The sequence below is a fragment of the Streptomyces sp. TLI_171 genome (assembly GCF_003610255.1).
Taxonomy (GTDB): Bacteria; Actinomycetota; Actinomycetes; order Streptomycetales; family Streptomycetaceae; genus Kitasatospora.
In genome coordinates this window covers 7,164,033-7,181,211 of the sequence record NZ_RAPS01000001.1, presented here as the reverse complement: position 1 = coordinate 7,181,211, position 17,179 = coordinate 7,164,033, and the positions used below count along the sequence as shown (strand labels likewise).

Genomic DNA, 17,179 nt, shown 5'->3' with positions numbered 1-17,179 from the left:
GTGCCGCTTCCGGGCCGGCCCCGATCAGGCCCCTTCAGCGCCGGACGGCCCGCCTCTGCCGCAACTGCGCCGCCCACTCCCGTACTTGCTCCGCGTCGTGCAGGTAGGGCTCGCCGGGGCCGTGCCGCAGGTCGATCCCGTGCAGCTGCTGCAGCGCCCGCCACGACGCCTCGTCCCAGCTCAGCTCCTCGTCGAGCACCCGGCGGGCCGCCCACCGGTCCGCGGTGTCCCGGTCCACCCGGCCGTCGGCGACGGCCGTCAGCCACTCCTCGATCCGCTCCGGCCCGTGCTGCTGCTCCGTCACCTCTCCCCCTCCTCCCCGGCCGCTTCCTGAGCGGCCATCACCTGGTCGCCGTGCTCGAACGCCCACACCCCGAACGCCTCGATCGGCGGCAGCAACGTCCGTCCCAGGTCCGTGAGTTCGTAGGCCACTCCGGTGCCGGCGGACGTTCCCGGGCGGCGCTCCACCAGGCCGCTGGCCTGCAGCCGGCGCAGCGTCTCGGTCAGCACCTTGGAGCTGATCCCGCCGATCCGCCCGCGCAGCTCCACCGGCCGCTGCGGGCCGTCGCGAAGCGCCCACAGCAGCACGGCGTTCCAGGTGTTGGAGAGCAGGTCGAAGGCGAGGCGGGCCCGGCAGTCGGCGAGGTAGGCGTCGGTGGTCACGTACCGAATGGTGCCCGACCCGCTCCCTAGGCTCGGAGTCGACCCGCCAAACACACGGACGAAGGAGTCAGTTGATGAGGATCGGCATCCTGGGCACCGGCAACATGGCCGACGCGCTGGCCACCCACTGGGCCCGCGCCGGCCATCAGGTGGTGATCGGCGGCCGAGACGTCGCCAAGGGCCGCCGCCTGGCCGACCGGATCGGCCACGGTGCCGCCGCCACCGACCTGCGGGCGGCCGCCGAGCACGCCGAAGTCGCCCTCGCCGCGCTGCCGTTCGCCGTCGCCGCCGAGGTCGTCGGCGGCCTGCGGGCCGAACTGGCCGGCCGCACCCTGATCGACTGCACCAACCCGGTCGGCCCGGGCTTCCGCCTGCTCACCGGCCAAGGCCCGTCCGCCGCGCAGCAGTTGGCGGCCGCCGCACCCGAGACGCAGGTGGTCAAGGGCTTCAACCTCTGCCATCACGACGTCTGGCGGATGCACCCGCCGGTCTTCGACGGCCGCCCGCTCGCCGTCCCGCTCTGCGCCGACCACCCCACCGCCCTGGCCCGGGCCGACCAGCTGGTCCGCGACCTGGGCTGCACCCCCGTCCACGCGGGCCCGCTCGACCGAGCCGGCCTCCTGGAGGCCACCGCCGCCCTCTTCATCGGCCTCTGGGTCGGCGAAGGCGCCGACGCCCAGGCCGTCGCGCCCCCACTCGCCTTCGCCACCGGCCCCGCCCGGCAAGCACCATGACCGGGCAAGCCGCCCCCGCATCCCACGCCTCCCGACGGAGCACCGCCCCTGGCCCGCCCGGCGAACCTCCACGAACCGTCCGCGCCTCCCACGTTCACTCGGCCCGAGCGACAAAGCACCTACCCCCGCACCCCACGCCTCCCGGCAGGGCACCACATCCGGCCCGCCCGGCGAACCTCCACGAACCGTCCACACATCCGCCCCGATGACCGCCTTCACCTTCAACCCTCAGTCGAGCGAGCCCAGTTCGGCCCGCAGCTCGGCCCAGGCGGCGAACGGCAGCCCTTCGCCGCCGGCCGGCGCGGTGACGTGCAGCGCCACGTGGTCGGCCCCGGCGGCCAGTTGCTCGCGCACCCGGGCGGCGACCTCCGCGACTCCGCCGTGCGCCACCAGCGCGTCGACGACCGGCGGCCTGAGGGCGTCCACCTGCCGGTACCCCGCCTCCGCCAGCAGGTGCCGTCGGTTCGGCAGGGCCGCGGCGGCGATCCTGGCGGCCTGGTCCGGCGAGCCCAGCACGCAGAACTGGACGACCGCCAAGGCGGGTTCGGCGCCCAGCCCCTCACGCGCGCGCCGCGTCCACTCGACCGGCAGGCCGAACACCAGCGCGCCGTCCGCCCGCCGGGCTGCCAGCTCCAGCATCTCGGTGCTCAACGCCGAGACCAGCCGCGGCGCGCCCGCCCCGACCGGTGCGGCCGCCATGCCGTCCAGGTACGCCGCCATCTTCTCCACCGGCGGCTGGTACGCGTGCCCCCGCACACCGCCCACCAGATCGGGGTGGCTCTCCCACAGCGTGGTGAGGAACCGCCCCGGGAAGGCGTCGTCGAGCGTCTGCGCCCCGGCCGCCGCCGTGACGGCGTCCCGTGCGTACACGTCGGCCATGCCGCAGGCCACGGTGATCCGGCTGCTCGCACCGAGCAGCACGGCCGCCTGCGCCATCGCCTCCCGCCCGCCGGTCTCGCCGAACCACAGCGCCCCGTAGCCGAGTTGCTCCGCCTCCAGCGCAGCCCGCCGAAGCTCCGCCACCGGCCGGTCGTCCGAAGTGGCCGCCCAGATTCCGACCCGCCCGAGCGTCGGCACCCCGTCCCGCTGCATCCGCTTCCCCTCCCGACCCGCGAAGCGGGGTGGCCCCCCACTTGCTGACCGGTACGATATGGAGGGCCACCCCGGTTGGCAACCCCTCAGGAGGACCGGTGCCCGCGAGCCCCGCACAGCCGCCCCGGCCGATGCGCGCCGACGCCCGGCGCAACTACGAGCGCCTCGTCGCGGCCGCCGAGCGACTGGTCGGCGAACAGGGCGCGGAGGTCTCCCTGGAGGAGGTGGCCCGTGCGGCGGGGGTCGGATCGGCGACGCTGCACCGCCATTTCCCGTCCCGGCAGGCGCTGTTGGAGGCGGTGTTCAAGGAACGCGTGTCGGCCCTCTGCGCGACGGCCGACACCCTGACGGCCACCGGCGACCCGGGTGCCGCGCTGGCCGGATGGCTGCACGCGGTCGGCGCCCACGCCGTGGCCAACCGCGGGCTGGGAACGGCCCTGATGCACACCACCGAGGACCCCGCTTTCGGCCTCGGCTGCCACACGATGATCCTCGCCGCGGGCGACCGGCTGCTCGACCGCGCCCGAGCAGCCCGCGCCGTCCGCCCGGAGGTGACGACCACCCAGCTCCTCCGTCTGGTCACCGCCCTCGCCCGCGCCGCGGAGGGCGAGCCGAACGGCCCCGCCGAGACCGGGACCCTGATCGACCTGGCCCTCGACGGCATCCGCCACCACCGACCCGATCCGCCGGCCCCGCCGACCGGTTGACAGCCGACCGGTTGACATCGGCAACCGGTCAGCTCGCGCAGCATCGCCGTCCACCGCAGGGACCCGACCTCGAACCCCGGCCTCCGCCCGCCGGCCCGGCACCACGGGAGCAGAACGCCAGCCGCCCCGCCGGCCGGATCCAGCCCGCCGCTCAGTCGACGACGGTTCCCGCGCGCCTGCGTCCGACCAGCTCGCGCGCCGCGCCCTCGCACTCCGGGAAGTCGAACGCGAACCCGGCGCCCAGCAGCCGACCCGGTACCACCCGGCGGCTCTTCAGCAGCAGTTCGGTGTCCGTGCGCAGCGCGAACGCGCCGACCTCGGCCATCCACCGGCTCGCGGGCAGGCCGACCGGCACCCCGTTCGCCCGGCGCAGCGCCCGCATCAGCTCCCGGTGCGGCAGCGGGTTCGGCGCGGCCAGGTTGACCGGACCGGTCAGCTCCTCGTGCTCGACCAGGAAGGTCACGGCGCGGACGAAGTCCCGCTCGTGGATCCATGACACGTACTGCCGGCCGCCGGCCACCGGGCCGCCCAGACCCAGCCTGGTCATCCGGGACAGCACGTCGAACACGCCACCCCGGTCGGGGCTCAGCACCATCGCGGCCCGCAGCGCGACCTTCCGCGTGTCCGGGGTGTCCGCCTCGTCCTGGGCCGCCTCCCAGTTCCGGGCGACCCGGACGCTGTACCCCCAGTAGTCCGGAACGCCCGGCTCGCTGCCGCCGATGACGCCGCTCGCCTCGTCGTTCGGCGCGTCGTGGCGGTGGGCGTAGACGGTCGCGGTGCTCATCTGCAACCAGACCCGGGGCGGCCGCTCGGCGGCCGCGATCGCCTCGCCGACCACCCGGGCGGAGTCCACCCGGGAGTCCATCATCTGTCGCAGGTTCTCCGGCGTGTACCGGCAACTCACGGTCCGTCCAGCCAGGTTGACCACGACGTCGGCGCCGTCCAGCTCCTCGGCCCAGGGCCCGAGGGTGCGGCCGTCCCAGGCCAGGTGGTGCGGGGCGGTCGGCGTCCGGGTGAGGATCATCACCTGGTGCCCGTCGACGCGCAGCGCGCGCTCCAGCATGGTTCCGACCTGCCCGGTGCCACCGGGAATCACGAACTTCACGGATCGACCGTATACCGGTGTACTGAACGCGTTCAATTCCCTGCCGGGCTCCCGTCCTGTGCGCTCGCCCACCTCGCCCGACCCGCCCGGCATCCCTGGCTCGTGAACCCCGAACACCCGGACCCGCCCGAACTCGCCGCGCTCCGCGCCACCTTCGAGACCGCGCATGGCATCGTCCTCCCCGAGCCCCACCGCACCTTCATCGCGGCGATCGCCCACGGCTCCCGCCCAAGGCCCGCCGCACTACGCCCGGTCCGCCTCGCCGAACTCCCCTCCGACCGGAGCGCCGGCCGTCCCGAGCGCGAACTCGCCCGCCCGTTCCCGCTCACCGCCGCCCGGCTCCGGGAGACGACGAGGACACCCCGCTCGAAGAGGTAGCCGCCGGCCGTCTCACTCCCCCGGCGGTGATCAGGCCGGCGGCCGGCTCCACCCCTCCCGCGTCGGCCTCGAAGCCGAGCAGGACGGGCGGCGGCCCGTCGAGGCGACGGGTGATGCGCCGCTCTTCGTCCGGGGTCGGGGTGCGGAAGACCGGGTCCTGGAACGATGTCGGGCAGGCGACGAACTCCGGGGCGGTGAATCGCAGTTCGAGCGCGTGATGGTAGGTCAGGTCGTGGTCCGCGCCCAGCACCGGTTCCCCGGGGTCCAGGACACCACGTCCCAGTCCCACCACGAACCTTCGGGCAGGGTCAGCATCGCCCTCACCCGCCCAGCAGCGCGCCGAGGTACCGCTCCGCGTCGACCGCCAGCTCGGCCCGCGTCGGCGGGTGCGCATGGCCGCTGCCCGCCGTCCCGTTGAACAGCACGCCCTCGCACCAGCGCACCAGCCGCCGGGCGTCCGCGGCCGGTTCGGTCGAGCCGGCGCGGGCCAGCAGTCCGACGGCCAGTTCCAGGAAGCCCGCGCCCAACCGGTCGTACACGGCTCGCAGTTCGGGCCGCCGAGCCGCCTCCAGGGCGAGTTCGATCCGCGCGACCGTCAAGCTCCGCCCGGCGGTGAGCGCCTGGTGCAAGCCGTCCGCCACCACCCCGACCAGGGCCTCCCGGGCCGACCCACCCGGCGGCGCCTCCCCGACGGCGAGCCCGGCCGTCTCCAGTTCGGCGATCCGCACCAACGCCGACTCGAGCAGCGCCGACCGGGTCCGCGCCAGGTTCGAGGTGGACCCGGCCGGAAGGCCCGCCGCCTCGTCGACCGCCCGATGGGTCAGTCCCCGCAACCCACGCTCGGCGATCACCGCAATGGCGGCATCGGCAATCAGCACGGGCCGCCGCACAGGCGGGCGCGGCGTGGTCGGTCGCGACGGGGTCATGCCTCCGATCATCACCCGCCCGCACCCCGCACCCCAAAAAAACCGGCCGACACCCGCCCCCGCACTACAACTGTAGTAATGTCGACGCGCTCAGCGGATACTACGGCTGTAGTCGGACTGGAAGGGGCTCGACATGACATCAACTCCCCACCCGCACGCGGTCGTCATCGGCGCCGGCATCGGTGGCCTGACCGCCGCCCTCGCCCTGCACCGGCGCGGCGTCCCCGTCACCGTCCACGAGCGCTCGGCCGGCCTGGAACCCGTCGGCGCGGGCCTCGCCCTCGCCCCGAACGCCTTGCGCGCCCTGGACGCGCTCGGCGTCGGGGCACGTCTGCGCGCACTCGCCGTCACGCACCCCGCGGTCGGCCTCCGCCGGCCGTCCGGACGCTGGCTGGCCCGCACCGACACCGGCGCGGTCGAGGCGTACTTCGGCGACCCGGTGCTGGCCGTGGCCCGAGCCGAGCTGATCGCCGCGCTGGTGGAAGCCCTCCCGCCCGGCACCGTCCGCACCTCCTCGCCCGCGGTCCTCGCCGACCACGGCACCGCACAGCGACCCGCCACCGTCACCACGCCCGACGGCGAGCAACGGGCCGCCCTGGTAGTCGCCGCCGACGGCCTCCGGTCCGCGACCCGGGCCGCACTCTTCCCGCACCACCCCGGGCCCCGCTACTCGGGGTTCACCACCTGGCGCACCGTCATCGACGCGCCCGAGCGGCCCCCGGCCGCCGTCGGCGAGGTATGGGGACGCGGGGCCCTCACCGGTGTGGTGCCGCTCGCCGCCGGACGGGTCTACCTGTACGCGGCCGCCCTCGCCCCGGCCGGCGGGCGCGCCGCCGACGGTGACGAGCACGCCGAGCTGCTGCGCCGGTTCGGCGGCTGGTGCGCGCCCGTTCCCGAACTTCTGCGCCGCACCGCACCGGAGCGGGTGCTGCGCCACGACGTGTGGGCACTCACCGACCCGCTGCCCGCCTTCCACCGCGGCCGGGTCGCGCTGCTCGGCGACGCCGCCCACGCGATGTCCCCGTTCCAGGGCCAGGGCGCCTGCCAGGCCATCGAGGACGCCCTGGTGCTGGCCTCCGTCAACCACCCCGCCGACGCGGCCGCCGACCGCCCCACCGGGCTCGCGGCGTACTCCGCCGCCCGCCTGCCCCGGACGTCACGGATCGTGGCGGGCTCCCGGACGATGGGCCGCCTGGTGGCCGTCCGCTCCGGTCCGGGCACGGCGCTCCGCGACGGACTGCTCGCGCTGGCCGGACACCTGCCGCCCCGCGCCCTGCTGAGCCGCTCCGCCGAGACCTACAACTGGACTCCTCCACAACTCTGATGACGGGCAGTCATCGTTTGACGCACGCTCCGCACGCGTGCGATCTTGCCCTCCGCCCGGGGAACCACCCCGGGGTGATCGCCGAGGGGGAATCGAATGACCAAGGACGAGAGCGGCCGCACCGGCACGGACCGGCTCCGCCGCCGGGCGCTGCTGACCGGCGCGGTGGCGGGCGTCGCGGGGGCGACCGTGGCCGCGACCAGCGGCCCGGCGGCCGCGGTCGGCACCGCGGGCGGGGCGAGCGACTGGTTCAACGTCAAGGACTACGGCGCGCTCGGCAACGGCGGCGCCGACGACACCGCCGCCGTCCAGGGCGCCCTGGACGCGGCTGCCACGGCCGGCGGCGGCACGGTGTACTTCCCGGCCGGCAAGTACCTGGTGAAGCCGAACGGCAGCACCCCCGCACTCACCGTCGGCGGCAACTGCATCCGGCTGGTCGGCGCGGGCAGCAAGGCGTCCGTGCTGGTGAAGGGCGCGGACGGCATCCTGCTCCGGATCTCCGGCGCCGGCCCGGACAACTCCGGTGCCACCCACCGTCGCTACTGCGCGGTGGAGGACCTCGGCTGCAACGGCAACGGCAAGCCCGGCCTGGTGCTGGAGCTGTACTACAACGACAACACCGTGGTCCGGGACGTCTACATCACCAGCAACCCGGACATCTGCATCGACGGCGTGGAACTCTGGGACTCGCGCTTCACCAACCTGGTGGTGGAGTCCAGCACCGGCGCGCCGTTCACCGCCAAGCCCAACATGTGGCTGCGCAACGCCTCCGCGGCCTCCGGCTGGGGGTCCAGCGTCGACAACACCAACCAGGTGCACCTGGTCGGCTGCCGGTTCGAGGCCTTCGGCACCGGCGCGCTCTGGATCACCGCGGGCAACTCCAACAACCCGAACGGCATCCACCTCACCGACTGCAAGTTCGAGACCTCGCAGATGCAGGGCGGCCCGCACCTGAAGGTCGACGCCTCCAGCAAGCACGTGCACGCCCGCAACATCTACTGCTACGCGGGCAACTTCGCCGCCGGGACCACCGCGACCCCGCAGAACATCATCGCCTGGGCGGGCGTCGCCTCCAGCCTGGAGAACGTGCTGATCGCCAACGGGGGCGTCGCCACCGTCAATTCGGGCATCGACCTGTACGCGGGGCCGGGCACCACGGCCGTGCTGCGCGATGTGGTCGGCCTCTACGGCACCGCGCCCACCGGTCACCACGTCTACTACGAGACCAGCAGCACCGGCGACTTCCGGTTGGAGAACACCTACGCCAACACCGGCAGCCAGGGCGGCAACACGGTACCCGCCGGCAACGCCCCCAACCCGCCGCTGCGCCTGGTCAACGGCCCCGTCACGGACGCCTCCTTCACCCACCCGCCCGCGAACGGCACCCTCGCCGTCGACACCGCCAACCAGCGGCTCTACGTCCGCGTGGGCGGCGCGTGGAAGTGGTCCGCCCTCAACTCCTGACCTCACCCCGGCCGTTCGCCGCGCCCATGTACCTTTCAGCGCGCGGCGAGCGGCCCGGCCCGGCCGAATGGGAGCGCTCCCAAGGTTCTTGACGCCACCCATGCCGGTCTGGCTTCATATGGCATGCCCTGAGGGGCAGTTGTGGGAGCGCTCCCGATCAGGTCCCCCGCCTGGTCGCTCCCGAAAGAGCCGCACAGCACGTCAACGCACGGACCCAACGCACAGCACCTCGATGAATGGCACGTCTCGGACCACCCCACCCCCACCGGACGCCCCCACCCGCGTCCAGAGAGGAACGAGACCCATGCGCCTCCTCCTGCGCCGGCGCCTGTCGCGCCGGCTGGCGGGCTGCGCGGCCGCGCTGGCCGCCGCACTCGCCGCCACCCTGACCGCCCCGGCGGTCCCGGCGGCCCACGCCGCCGCCTCCGCCGCCGGCACCACGGCGACGGCTTCCGCCGCGACCACCGCGGGTGCCGGTTACTGGCACACCAGCGGCCGCCAGATCCTCGACGAGGCCGGGACCCCGGTGCGGATCGCCGGCATCAACTGGTTCGGCTTCGAGACCTCCAACTACGTGGCCCACGGCCTGTGGAGCCGCGACTACAAGTCGATGATCGACCAGATGAAGTCGCTGGGCTACAACACCATCCGGTTGCCGTACAGCGACGACATCTTCAAGGGCACCGCCCCGGCCAGCATCAACACCTCGGGCGGGATGAACGCCGACCTGGTCGGCCTCAACTCGCTCGGCGTGATGGACAAACTCGTCAACTACGCCGGCAGCATCGGCATGAAGGTCATCCTGGACCGCCACCGCCCGGACTCCGGCGGGCAGTCCGCGCTCTGGTACACCTCGGCGGTGCCCGAGTCGACCTGGCTGGCGAACCTCAAGTCGATCGCCGCCCGGTACGCCGGCAACTCCGCGGTGGTCGGCATCGACCTGCACAACGAGCCCCACGACCCGGCGTGCTGGGGCTGCGGCGACACCGCCACCGACTGGCGCCTGGCGGCGCAGCGCGGCGGCGAGGCGGTGCTGTCCGCCAACTCGAAGCTGCTGATCTTCGTCGAGGGCGTGCAGAGCTTCAACGGCAGCTCCTACTGGTGGGGCGGCAACCTGCAGGGAGCCGGGCAGTACCCGGTCCAACTGAGCGTCGCCAACCGGGTGGTGTACTCGGCGCACGACTACGCGACCAGCGTCGCCCAGCAGACCTGGTTCTCCGACCCGAGCTTCCCGTCGAACATGCCGGGCGTCTGGGACAAGAACTGGGGCTACCTGTTCAACCAGAACATCGCGCCGGTCTGGGTCGGCGAGTTCGGCACCACGCTGCAGTCGACGGTCGACCAGGCCTGGTTGAAGGCGCTGGTGCAGTACCTGCGCCCGACGGCGACGGCCGGCGCGGACTCCTTCCAGTGGACGTTCTGGTCGTGGAACCCCAACTCCGGTGACACCGGCGGCATTCTGAACGACGACTGGACGACGGTGAACTCCGTCAAGGACGGCTACCTGGCGTCGGTCAAGGCGCCCGGGTTCGGCTCCGGCACCCCGGGCGGCAGCGGTGACGTCCAGGCCCCGTCCGTGCCGGGCGGGTTGACCGTCACGGGCACCACGGCGAGCAGCGTGTCGCTGTCCTGGACGGCGTCCACCGACGACACCGCGGTGACCGGCTACGACGTCTACCGGGGCGGGACGAAGGTGGCTTCCGTCACCGGAACCTCGTTCAGCGACAGCGGGTTGACCGCGGCGACCACGTACAGCTACTCGGTGCGGGCGAAGGACGCGGCGGGCAACGTGTCGGCGGCCTCGGCTGCCGTCTCGGCGACCACTTCGGCGGGCAGCGGCACCAGCGCCGGGTGTTCCGCGGCGATCAGCCTGAACGACTGGGGCAGCGGCCTGACCGCGACGGTGACCGTCACCAACACCGGCACCGCGCCCACGAAGAGCTGGCAGGTGGTCTGGGCGTGGCCCACCAGCATCCAGCTCAGCGGGAGTTGGAGTGCGAACGTGACCCGCAGCGGGCAGACGATCACGGCCACCAACCTCAGCTACAACGGGGCGCTGGCGGCGAACGCGTCGACCAGCTTCGGTGTCCAGGCGACCCGGACGGACGCCTCCGCGGCGGCGACGGCCACCGCGGTCTGCACCGCCACCTCCTGATCCGGCGGCCGCACCGCCCGTAGGTCCGCACTGCCCGTAGTTCCCGCACTGCCCGTTCGCCGTCGGTCGGTTCCCCCGACCGGCGGCGAACGCGCGTTTCCGGCCGGGCGGAGGGGCGCCCGCCCGCCGGTCCCTCAGCCGCGGCGGGCCTCCAGGAAGCCGGTGCCGGCGGGCCCGCCGGCCGGTGGAAGGGGGCGACCGAGGGTCGCGGCGAGGTCGGTGAGGGCGGTGAACCCGGTGGTCCAGCCGTGCGCGTCCAGCCAGGCGCCGGTGCCGGGTCCGAGGCCGCCGCGCCAGAGCGCGGTCATCTCGGTGAGGCCCTCCTCGGTGGGCGTGCCGGTGACGTCGCGGCCCTGCTCCAGCAGCAGCCGGCTGGCCGGGGCGGACAACTCGCCCACGGTGGTGAGCAGTCGGGCGGCCTGCTCGGCGTCGAGGTAGACCAGCAGGCCCTCGGCGAGCCAGGCGGTGGGCTGCCCCGGGTCGAAGCCGGCCGCGCGGAGCAGCTCGGGCCAGCGCGGGTCGGTGAGGTCGGCGGGCACGGCGGTGCGGGCGCAGCGGGGGCGGGCGCCCTGTTCGGCGAGGACCCGTTCCTTGAAGGCGAGCACGGGCGGGAGGTCGAGCTCGAACAGGCGGGTGCCGTCCGGCCAGGGCAGCCGGTGGGCGCGGGTGTCGAGCCCGGCGGCGAGCACCACGACCTGGCGGGTGCCGGCGGCGAGCAGCCGGTCGTCGTAGTGGCGGGTGCGCAGGATGCCGTGCACCAGCAGCCGCTGCGCGAAGGGGCCGGCCGGTGCGCCGGTGGGTCGGGGTCCGCCGGCGGCGGCGAGGAAGGCGAGGGCGTACGGGTCGGTGAACAGCGGGGCGGGCTGGGCGCTCTCGTAGGCGCGGACCCCGGCCACCGCGAGGGCGGTGCGGGACACGGGGCTCAACTGCTCGTCCGGGCGTGCGGCGTCGCCGCCGGACCGGTCGGTCCTGTCGGTCGTCATGCCGGCAAAACTACATCGCTGCAGATGCATCTGTGAAGATGTATCCTCTCGCCATGGACAGCGCGAAGGACACGGGCGGCGCGAGCGGAACCGGCGGCGCGAGCGGGGCGGGCGGCGCGCCCGGCGTCGACGGGGTGCGGCTGCTGCGGCTGGGCAAGCGGCTCACCGAGCTCGGCCGCCGGCTGGTCACCGACCACGCCTCGGCGACCCTGACCCCGGGCGAGATTGCGGTCATCTCGGACGTGTACCAGCACCCCGGCACCTCGGTGCAGGACATCCGGGCCCGCACCGGCTTCGCGCAGAGCCACGTCTCCACCTCGGTCGCCCGTCTGCGCGAACGCGGTGTGCTGGACGCCGCCCCCGACCCGTCCGACGGCCGGCGCACCCTGCTGTCCGCGTCCGACCTGGCCCGCGCCTACATCCGCGCCCGCGCCACCCGCCCGGCCGAGCCGGTCATCGCCGGGGCCGTCCGCGACCCCGCGCAGGCCCACCGGGTGGCCGAACTGGTCGACGAGCTCGCCGCCCTGCTGCTGCCCTGACGGGCGCTCGACTGACGCCCGGTCAGCCGGGGCACGCCGCCGTCCAGTCCAACGCCGCAGCTCGCGGGCGGGCGGGCCGGGCGGCCGTCGGTGACCATGGACGGGTCGGGACCCCGGCGTCGGGGCCCAGTGCAGCCAACGGAGGCCGTGAATGATCCAGATCGCCGACATCCGGGAGTGGCGCAACCACGACGTGGTCGACCAGGACAGCAAGAAGATCGGCAGCCTGGAGAACATCTACGTGGACACCGCCACCGACGAGCCGTACTTCGCCACCGTCACGGTCGGCATGCTCGGACGGCACCGCCTGGTGTTCGTACCGGTGACCGACGCCGTGGCCGGCCCCGGCTACCTTCGTGTCCCGTTCGGGCGCAACGACGTCAAGAGCGCGCCGTCCATCGACCCGGACGGGGTGCTGGCGGCCGAGCAGGAGCCCGAGGTGTTCGCCCACTACCAGCTGGAGTACGTCCCGGGCGCCACCGGCGAACGGCGTCTCGCCCGCCGCTGAGCGGGCGCCCGCCCGGCCGCCACCCGTCGCTCACGCGGACAGCAGCGACGCCAGCCCGCCCTCCCAGTCGATCCGTTCGGACTCGGTGCCGGGGGGCACCAACTCCGCGGTGGCGGCCAGGAACGCCTCCAGCTCGGCGGTGCCGACGCTCAGCATCACCATCCCGGCGCGGGCGCCGAGCACCAGGCACAGCCGGCCGTCGCCCAGCGGCGCCAGGTGGATGTCCCCGTCGCCGACCGGGCCGTGCGGCGCGGCCATCAGCAGTTCGCGGGAGAGCACCCAGCACGCGCCGTCGGTCTCCGGCCCGAAGTCGAGCCGGACCGCGTACGGGTCCTCGGGCCGGTAGCACCAGTCCGTGTCGAGGGCGACGGTGGTGCCGTCGAGGGCGAGCAGGTGCAGGGTGATCCGCTCGATGACGGGTCCCATGGCGGTGGCTCCCTTCCGTGGTCTCGCGGGTGGACGGCGGCCGGCCCGCACGGTCAGGCGGCCAGGTGCGGGCGGTGGCCCTCGACGTGCGCCTTGAAGGCCGCGAGTTCGTCGATGACCTTGCGGTCGGTGAAGCCGAGGCCCTCCACCAGGTGGTCCCACAGGCCGTGGGGTTCGGTGTCGAGCTGCAGCATCACCCGGGTGGTGCTGTCGGTGACGCGGTGGAACGTGACCACCCCGGAGTGCCCGGGCAGGTCGGGACCGCCGCTCCAGGCGATCCGGTCGGGCGGCATCACCTCGGTGGCGGCGGCGCCGCGCGCGGCGCCGCCCCGCATGCAAGCGGGTATCGGCTGGTAGCCGGTCCACTCCCGGTAGACCGCGCCGAGCGGCGCGTCGACCTCCACGGATTCCTCGATCCGGCCCATTGCGTTCCCTCCTCCGCCGGGTGCGGCCGCCGGCTGCGGTCCGCGTCCGGGCTCCGCCTGCCCCGTCCCCCGCCGCGCATGCACCCCGGAGCCGGTCCGATCCGGTCCGCCCCCCTTCACATAACCTTCACGCATGAGGTCGGCATGACCCGCGTAAGGTCGGGTACCCGGGAACGGACCGGCCGGAGACGAGGAAAGGACTGGCATGCCTGTGCCCACTGATGAACTTCTCCTGACCGCAACCACCGAGGCGGGCTCCGTCCCGTTCGGAGCGCCCTCGCCGGCGACCGCGGTCCCGGCGCCCCGGAGCGCCGCGGACCTCGGGCTCGGCGAGGAGCTCGGCATCGACCCGGACGCACTCGCCGACCCCGCGCACACCACGCCCGCCGACGCCCGCGAGATGACCCGGGTGCTGCTGCGCCGGCTGGCCGGCCTGGAGGAGGGCACCCGCGAGTACTCGTACGTCCGCTCCACCCTGATCGAGCTGAACCTGACCCTGGTCCGGTTCGCGATCCGCCGCTTCGGCCACTCCAAGGAGCCGTACGAGGACCTGCTGCAGGTCGGCTCGGTCGGCCTGATCAAGGCCATCGACCGGTTCGACCCGACGCTGGGCGTGGAGTTCACCACGTACGCGGTGCCCACCATCGTGGGCGAGATACGGCGCCACTTCCGCGACACCACCTGGTCCGTGCACGTGCCGCGCCGGCTCCAGGAGCTGCGCCTCGACCTGGCGAAGGCGCAGGACGCGCTCGCCCAGACGCTGGACCGCGAGCCGACCGTCACCGACCTCGCCGAGCACCTGTCGATCACCGAGGAGGAGGTGATCGAGGGCCTGGCCGCCGCGAACGCGCACACCGCCGGGTCCCTCGACCTGACCTCTCCCGGCGAGGGCGACGGGCAGCAGCCCGGTGAGCGGCTCGGCCGGGTCGACAACCGCTTCGCGCTGGTGGAGAACCTGGTCGCGCTCAAGCCGCTGATCGCCGCCCTCCCGGAGCGGGAGCGGCTGATCCTGTCCATGCGGTTCACCGAGGACCTCACGCAGTCGCAGATCGGCGAGCGTCTGGGCCTGTCCCAGATGCACGTGTCCCGGTTGCTCTCGCGCACCCTGGCCCGGCTGCGCACCGGCCTCGCCGCGACGGACTGACGCACCGCCAGGTCGTCTCCACGGGAGGGCCGGCCGCCCGGCCCTCCCACCGCACCGGGCCCCCGTCTCGACCGCTGCGCCCGCCAGTGCGTAAGGTCGAGGCAGACAGGTCGAGGGAACAGGACGAGGATGCCAGCCGAGAACATGCCCGTGGCCCCCCTGGGGGTCGAGGTCCGGCACACGCCGTCCCGCGCGGCGGTGTGCGCGCTGGTCGGCGATCTGGACATCGAGAGCCTCGGGCCCGCCCGGGAGGCGCTCGACCGACTGGTCGCCGAGCGCCCCCCGGCCCTGGTGGTCGACCTGGGACAGGTCGACTTCTGCGACTCCTCCGGACTGAACCTGCTGCTGCAGACCCGGATGGCCGCCGCCGACGTCGACCTCGCGTTCCACCTGGCCGCGCTCTCCGGACCGGTCCGCCACCTGCTCGAGCTGACCGGGGCGAAGGCGGTGTTCACCATCTACGACACGGTGGACGAAGCCCTCGCCGCAGACTCCTGACCCCCACTCCGCCCGGAGTCTTCCGCAGTCCCGCCCGTACCGTAGGGCACAGCGGGCATAATCCGGGCCGGGACGGGAAACCGACCCGTGAGCCCGCCGTCGACACCGAAGGGAACCCGTACGTGACACCCAGCCGGGGAACCCTCGACGGCGACCGCCCGAACCCCGGGCCCTCGCTGCCGCCCGGCGGTCAGCGCCGTCGGCTGCGACTGGCCGGAGTCCCCCGCCCGGTGGCACGCGCCCGGGCCTTCACCGCCGAGGCCCTGGCCGACTGGTCCTGGTCCACGCCGCCCGACCCCGACCTCGCGGAGGACGTCGTCCTGCTGGTCGCCGAACTCGTCGGCAACGCGATGCTGCACGCCGGCGGCCCGCTCGAACTCGTCCTGGACGCCACCCCGGCCCGCCTGCGCATCGAGGTCAGCGACCCCTCGTCCACCCTCCCCACCCTGCGCACCCCGCACCATCCCGGCCTCCCCGGCGGCCACGGCCTCTACATCGTGCAGCGCACCGCCGACCGCTGGGGCTCCGACCTGCACGAGCAGGGCAAGTCCATCTGGGCCGAGATCGACGCCACGCGCCTGCTCGCGTAAGCGGCGGCCGTCGGTCTGCCGGAAACGCCGACACGGCCCCTCCGCGGCCGATAGCTTTGGCTCGCGTGACGACGCCACCGAACGAGCTCCCGGCCCAACTGGGCTTGCTGGACCTGTCCGTCGACCTCTCCGTCCCCGAGGTCTACTCCGGCACCGACTTCACGCTCTACCTGCACATCAAGAACCCGTTCGCCCAGTCCACCTGGATCGATTCGGTCGAACTGAGCCTGCCGACGCAGCTCCTCCAACGCCCTGAGGGCCCTCGCGAACCAGGCCGTGGCTGGCAGGAGCGCCGCGCGGAACGGAAGGCGGTCCGGCAGATCGTGGCCCGGGACCGCCTGATCGCGGACCTGAACGAGGAGCTGCTCGACCTGGCGGACACCGCCGCCCCGGAGGCCAGGCGGACCCGCCGGCGGATCGAGGAGCTGGAAGCCGAGAACCGGATCTCCTGGCTGAAGGTGAAGTCCCAGCTGCACGTCGACTCGCAGTCCGGAACCGTCAACATCGACGGCCACCTGCGGAACGTCCGGGTGACCAGCCGAGAAGGAACGGTCAACGTCACCATGCGCGACAGCAACGAGCGCGCCAGACTGATCGGCTCGCTTCCGGCCGGCGCCGCGCTCGAACCCGGCTGCACCGACGTCTGGACCATCCGGCTGGGCACCGGCCGCGGCCCGTTCTTCATTCCGGCCAAGTACCACCTGCAGATGACGGTGATCTACGGATTCGAGGCCGGACCCGCACCGGCCCGGGCCGACAGCCGGGACGATCCGCCGCAGGTGCCCCCGGCCGGCACCCGGCGGCGGATCTTCTCGAACACCACGTCCTGCACCGTTCCGGTCAAGTCCGCGCTCCGCAACGTCATGCTCGGCGGGGTAGTCGGCGGGCTGGTCGGCAGCGCGGCCCGGTCGCTGCAGAGCGTGCGGACGGACGGCTTCCTGAGCCACGGCCATCCCGGAGTCGCCGCCGTCTCGCTGGCGCTGTCGGCGATCCTCAGCTGGGCCGCGATCATCTTCTCGGCCCGGAAGTCGGAGGCCCAGTCCTTCATCACCGTCGAGGACTTCTGGGGCGGCCTGCTGGTCGGCTTCCTGATCGGCTACTCCGGGACCGCCGCGTTCACCGAGATCACCGGTCTGAAGAGCTGACCTCCCCCACCCGGCCCCGGTTGCGCCGCCGCCTGCGCAGCAGGTGCTGGCGCTCCTCCTCGGTGCAGCCGCCCCACACGCCGTACCGTTCCCGGGTGGCGAGGGCGTGCATCAGGCACCGCTCCCGGACGGGGCAGCGGGCGCACACCGCCTTGGCCGCCCGGTCGCGGTCGTCGTGGGCCTGTCCGCGTTCCCCCGCGGGGTGGAAGAACAGGCCGGAGTCGGCTGCGCGGCAGGCGCCGCTCAGCTGCCAGTCCCACTCCTCCTCGACGGCCCCGGGCAGGCGCGAGATCACGGTCATCGGATGCTCCCTCCGTCTAACGATCGGATCAGCGGATGAACGGATATTCCGTCCGTCTAACCGCGATCCGTC

The 17,179-nt window shown here is 73.8% G+C and carries 21 protein-coding genes; 12 read left to right on the top strand and 9 right to left on the bottom strand.

The genetic code is table 11. The features are described from left to right. Window positions 1–34 precede the first annotated feature (34 nt). Entirely contained in the window at window positions 35–304 is a 270-nt protein-coding gene (locus BX266_RS31930; RefSeq protein ID WP_099905572.1) for a hypothetical protein, read from the bottom strand. Beyond that, entirely contained in the window at window positions 301–663 is a 363-nt protein-coding gene (locus BX266_RS31925; protein WP_099905570.1) for a helix-turn-helix domain-containing protein, read from the bottom strand. Before BX266_RS31925 ends, BX266_RS31930 begins: the two co-directional genes overlap by 4 nt. Before the next feature lie 74 nt (window positions 664–737). On the opposite strand from BX266_RS31925, the gene BX266_RS31920 reads away from it, so the two are divergent. Next, entirely contained in the window at window positions 738–1,397 is a 660-nt protein-coding gene (locus tag BX266_RS31920; RefSeq protein ID WP_099905568.1) for an NADPH-dependent F420 reductase, read from the top strand. 228 nt (window positions 1,398–1,625) lie between these two features. Here BX266_RS31920 and BX266_RS31915 read toward each other — a convergent pair whose 3' ends face one another. Further along, entirely contained in the window at window positions 1,626–2,489 is an 864-nt protein-coding gene (locus tag BX266_RS31915) for an LLM class flavin-dependent oxidoreductase (protein ID WP_099905566.1), read from the bottom strand. A 98-nt stretch (window positions 2,490–2,587) separates the two neighbouring features. On the opposite strand from BX266_RS31915, the gene BX266_RS31910 reads away from it, so the two are divergent. Then, a complete protein-coding gene (locus tag BX266_RS31910) occupies window positions 2,588–3,196 on the top strand; it encodes a TetR/AcrR family transcriptional regulator (RefSeq protein ID WP_259464954.1) in 609 nt (202 codons plus the stop codon). A 151-nt stretch (window positions 3,197–3,347) separates the two neighbouring features. Here BX266_RS31910 and BX266_RS31905 read toward each other — a convergent pair whose 3' ends face one another. Continuing rightward, window positions 3,348–4,301 carry a TIGR01777 family oxidoreductase gene (locus BX266_RS31905; protein WP_099905561.1) on the bottom strand — a complete coding sequence of 318 codons (954 nt, stop codon included), beginning with the start codon at window positions 4,299–4,301 and terminating at the stop codon, window positions 3,348–3,350. A gap of 102 nt (window positions 4,302–4,403) precedes the next feature. Here BX266_RS31905 and BX266_RS38170 point away from each other — a divergent pair, with 102 nt between their 5' ends. Continuing rightward, a complete protein-coding gene (locus BX266_RS38170; protein ID WP_143687044.1) occupies window positions 4,404–4,679 on the top strand; it encodes a hypothetical protein in 276 nt (91 codons plus the stop codon). Window positions 4,680–4,999: 320 nt separating this feature from the next. Here BX266_RS38170 and BX266_RS31895 read toward each other — a convergent pair whose 3' ends face one another. Next, window positions 5,000–5,605 carry a TetR/AcrR family transcriptional regulator gene (locus BX266_RS31895; protein WP_099905555.1) on the bottom strand — a complete coding sequence of 202 codons (606 nt, stop codon included), beginning with the start codon at window positions 5,603–5,605 and terminating at the stop codon, window positions 5,000–5,002. A 133-nt stretch (window positions 5,606–5,738) separates the two neighbouring features. On the opposite strand from BX266_RS31895, the gene BX266_RS31890 reads away from it, so the two are divergent. The 3 genes from BX266_RS31890 (at window position 5,739) to BX266_RS31880 (ending at window position 10,548) form a co-directional block, all read left to right on the top strand. Next, on the top strand, window positions 5,739–6,929 hold the full coding sequence (locus BX266_RS31890) for an FAD-dependent monooxygenase (protein ID WP_099905553.1): 1,191 nt from the start codon (window positions 5,739–5,741) through the stop codon (window positions 6,927–6,929). Window positions 6,930–7,025: 96 nt separating this feature from the next. Beyond that, window positions 7,026–8,393 (top strand): glycosyl hydrolase family 28-related protein, encoded by a 1,368-nt coding sequence (locus BX266_RS39405; RefSeq protein WP_218969289.1) that lies wholly within the window; start codon window positions 7,026–7,028, stop codon window positions 8,391–8,393. A 304-nt stretch (window positions 8,394–8,697) separates the two neighbouring features. Then, window positions 8,698–10,548 carry a cellulase family glycosylhydrolase gene (locus tag BX266_RS31880; RefSeq protein ID WP_099905551.1) on the top strand — a complete coding sequence of 617 codons (1,851 nt, stop codon included), beginning with the start codon at window positions 8,698–8,700 and terminating at the stop codon, window positions 10,546–10,548. A gap of 134 nt (window positions 10,549–10,682) precedes the next feature. Here the strand turns inward: BX266_RS31880 and BX266_RS31875 are convergent, their stop codons facing one another. After that, window positions 10,683–11,531 (bottom strand): SAM-dependent methyltransferase, encoded by an 849-nt coding sequence (locus BX266_RS31875; protein ID WP_099905549.1) that lies wholly within the window; start codon window positions 11,529–11,531, stop codon window positions 10,683–10,685. A 53-nt stretch (window positions 11,532–11,584) separates the two neighbouring features. Here BX266_RS31875 and BX266_RS40990 point away from each other — a divergent pair, with 53 nt between their 5' ends. Together BX266_RS40990 and BX266_RS31865 are read left to right on the top strand one after the other, a co-directional pair. Then, window positions 11,585–12,070, top strand: a complete 486-nt coding sequence (locus BX266_RS40990; RefSeq protein WP_099905547.1) for a MarR family winged helix-turn-helix transcriptional regulator — start codon at window positions 11,585–11,587, stop codon at window positions 12,068–12,070. Window positions 12,071–12,221: 151 nt separating this feature from the next. Then, entirely contained in the window at window positions 12,222–12,578 is a 357-nt protein-coding gene (locus BX266_RS31865; protein ID WP_099905545.1) for a PRC-barrel domain-containing protein, read from the top strand. Between the two features lie 30 nt (window positions 12,579–12,608). On the opposite strand, the gene BX266_RS31860 is transcribed toward BX266_RS31865, so the two are convergent. Both BX266_RS31860 and BX266_RS31855 read right to left on the bottom strand, forming a co-directional pair. Beyond that, window positions 12,609–13,004 (bottom strand): SsgA family sporulation/cell division regulator, encoded by a 396-nt coding sequence (locus tag BX266_RS31860; protein WP_099905543.1) that lies wholly within the window; start codon window positions 13,002–13,004, stop codon window positions 12,609–12,611. 53 nt (window positions 13,005–13,057) lie between these two features. Beyond that, a complete protein-coding gene (locus BX266_RS31855) occupies window positions 13,058–13,429 on the bottom strand; it encodes a cyclase (protein ID WP_099905541.1) in 372 nt (123 codons plus the stop codon). Window positions 13,430–13,634: 205 nt separating this feature from the next. Here BX266_RS31855 and BX266_RS31850 point away from each other — a divergent pair, with 205 nt between their 5' ends. The 4 genes from BX266_RS31850 to BX266_RS31835 all read left to right on the top strand — a co-directional run bounded on the left by BX266_RS31850 (window position 13,635) and on the right by BX266_RS31835 (window position 16,806). Then, window positions 13,635–14,573, top strand: a complete 939-nt coding sequence (locus BX266_RS31850; RefSeq protein WP_259464953.1) for an RNA polymerase sigma factor SigF — start codon at window positions 13,635–13,637, stop codon at window positions 14,571–14,573. A 144-nt stretch (window positions 14,574–14,717) separates the two neighbouring features. Beyond that, on the top strand, window positions 14,718–15,071 hold the full coding sequence (locus BX266_RS31845; protein WP_180290690.1) for an STAS domain-containing protein: 354 nt from the start codon (window positions 14,718–14,720) through the stop codon (window positions 15,069–15,071). A 122-nt stretch (window positions 15,072–15,193) separates the two neighbouring features. Continuing rightward, window positions 15,194–15,661 (top strand): ATP-binding protein, encoded by a 468-nt coding sequence (locus BX266_RS31840; protein ID WP_099905538.1) that lies wholly within the window; start codon window positions 15,194–15,196, stop codon window positions 15,659–15,661. A gap of 65 nt (window positions 15,662–15,726) precedes the next feature. Next, window positions 15,727–16,806 carry a hypothetical protein gene (locus tag BX266_RS31835; protein ID WP_143687043.1) on the top strand — a complete coding sequence of 360 codons (1,080 nt, stop codon included), beginning with the start codon at window positions 15,727–15,729 and terminating at the stop codon, window positions 16,804–16,806. Here the strand turns inward: BX266_RS31835 and BX266_RS31830 are convergent. Next, window positions 16,787–17,107: a WhiB family transcriptional regulator gene (locus tag BX266_RS31830; protein WP_099905534.1), complete on the bottom strand. Its 321-nt coding sequence runs from the start codon at window positions 17,105–17,107 to the stop codon at window positions 16,787–16,789. The genes BX266_RS31835 and BX266_RS31830 overlap by 20 nt on opposite strands. Window positions 17,108–17,179: the final 72 nt, after the last annotated feature.

Bases quoted from the DNA above. Each gene is read 5' to 3' on its own strand.
- BX266_RS31920 (WP_099905568.1), top strand. From the start codon at position 738: ATGAGGATCGGCATCCTGGGCACCGGCAACATGGCCGACGCGCTGGCC.
- BX266_RS31915 (WP_099905566.1), bottom strand. From the start codon at position 2,489: ATGCAGCGGGACGGGGTGCCGACGCTCGGGCGGGTCGGAATCTGGGCG.
- BX266_RS31895 (WP_099905555.1), bottom strand. From the start codon at position 5,605: ATGACCCCGTCGCGACCGACCACGCCGCGCCCGCCTGTGCGGCGGCCC.
- BX266_RS31890 (WP_099905553.1), top strand. From the start codon at position 5,739: ATGACATCAACTCCCCACCCGCACGCGGTCGTCATCGGCGCCGGCATC.
- BX266_RS39405 (WP_218969289.1), top strand. From the start codon at position 7,026: ATGACCAAGGACGAGAGCGGCCGCACCGGCACGGACCGGCTCCGCCGC.
- BX266_RS31880 (WP_099905551.1), top strand. From the start codon at position 8,698: ATGCGCCTCCTCCTGCGCCGGCGCCTGTCGCGCCGGCTGGCGGGCTGC.
- BX266_RS31875 (WP_099905549.1), bottom strand. From the start codon at position 11,531: ATGACGACCGACAGGACCGACCGGTCCGGCGGCGACGCCGCACGCCCG.
- BX266_RS40990 (WP_099905547.1), top strand. From the start codon at position 11,585: ATGGACAGCGCGAAGGACACGGGCGGCGCGAGCGGAACCGGCGGCGCG.
- BX266_RS31865 (WP_099905545.1), top strand. From the start codon at position 12,222: ATGATCCAGATCGCCGACATCCGGGAGTGGCGCAACCACGACGTGGTC.
- BX266_RS31860 (WP_099905543.1), bottom strand. From the start codon at position 13,004: ATGGGACCCGTCATCGAGCGGATCACCCTGCACCTGCTCGCCCTCGAC.
- BX266_RS31855 (WP_099905541.1), bottom strand. From the start codon at position 13,429: ATGGGCCGGATCGAGGAATCCGTGGAGGTCGACGCGCCGCTCGGCGCG.
- BX266_RS31850 (WP_259464953.1), top strand. From the start codon at position 13,635: ATGCCTGTGCCCACTGATGAACTTCTCCTGACCGCAACCACCGAGGCG.
- BX266_RS31845 (WP_180290690.1), top strand. From the start codon at position 14,718: ATGCCCGTGGCCCCCCTGGGGGTCGAGGTCCGGCACACGCCGTCCCGC.
- BX266_RS31830 (WP_099905534.1), bottom strand. From the start codon at position 17,107: ATGACCGTGATCTCGCGCCTGCCCGGGGCCGTCGAGGAGGAGTGGGAC.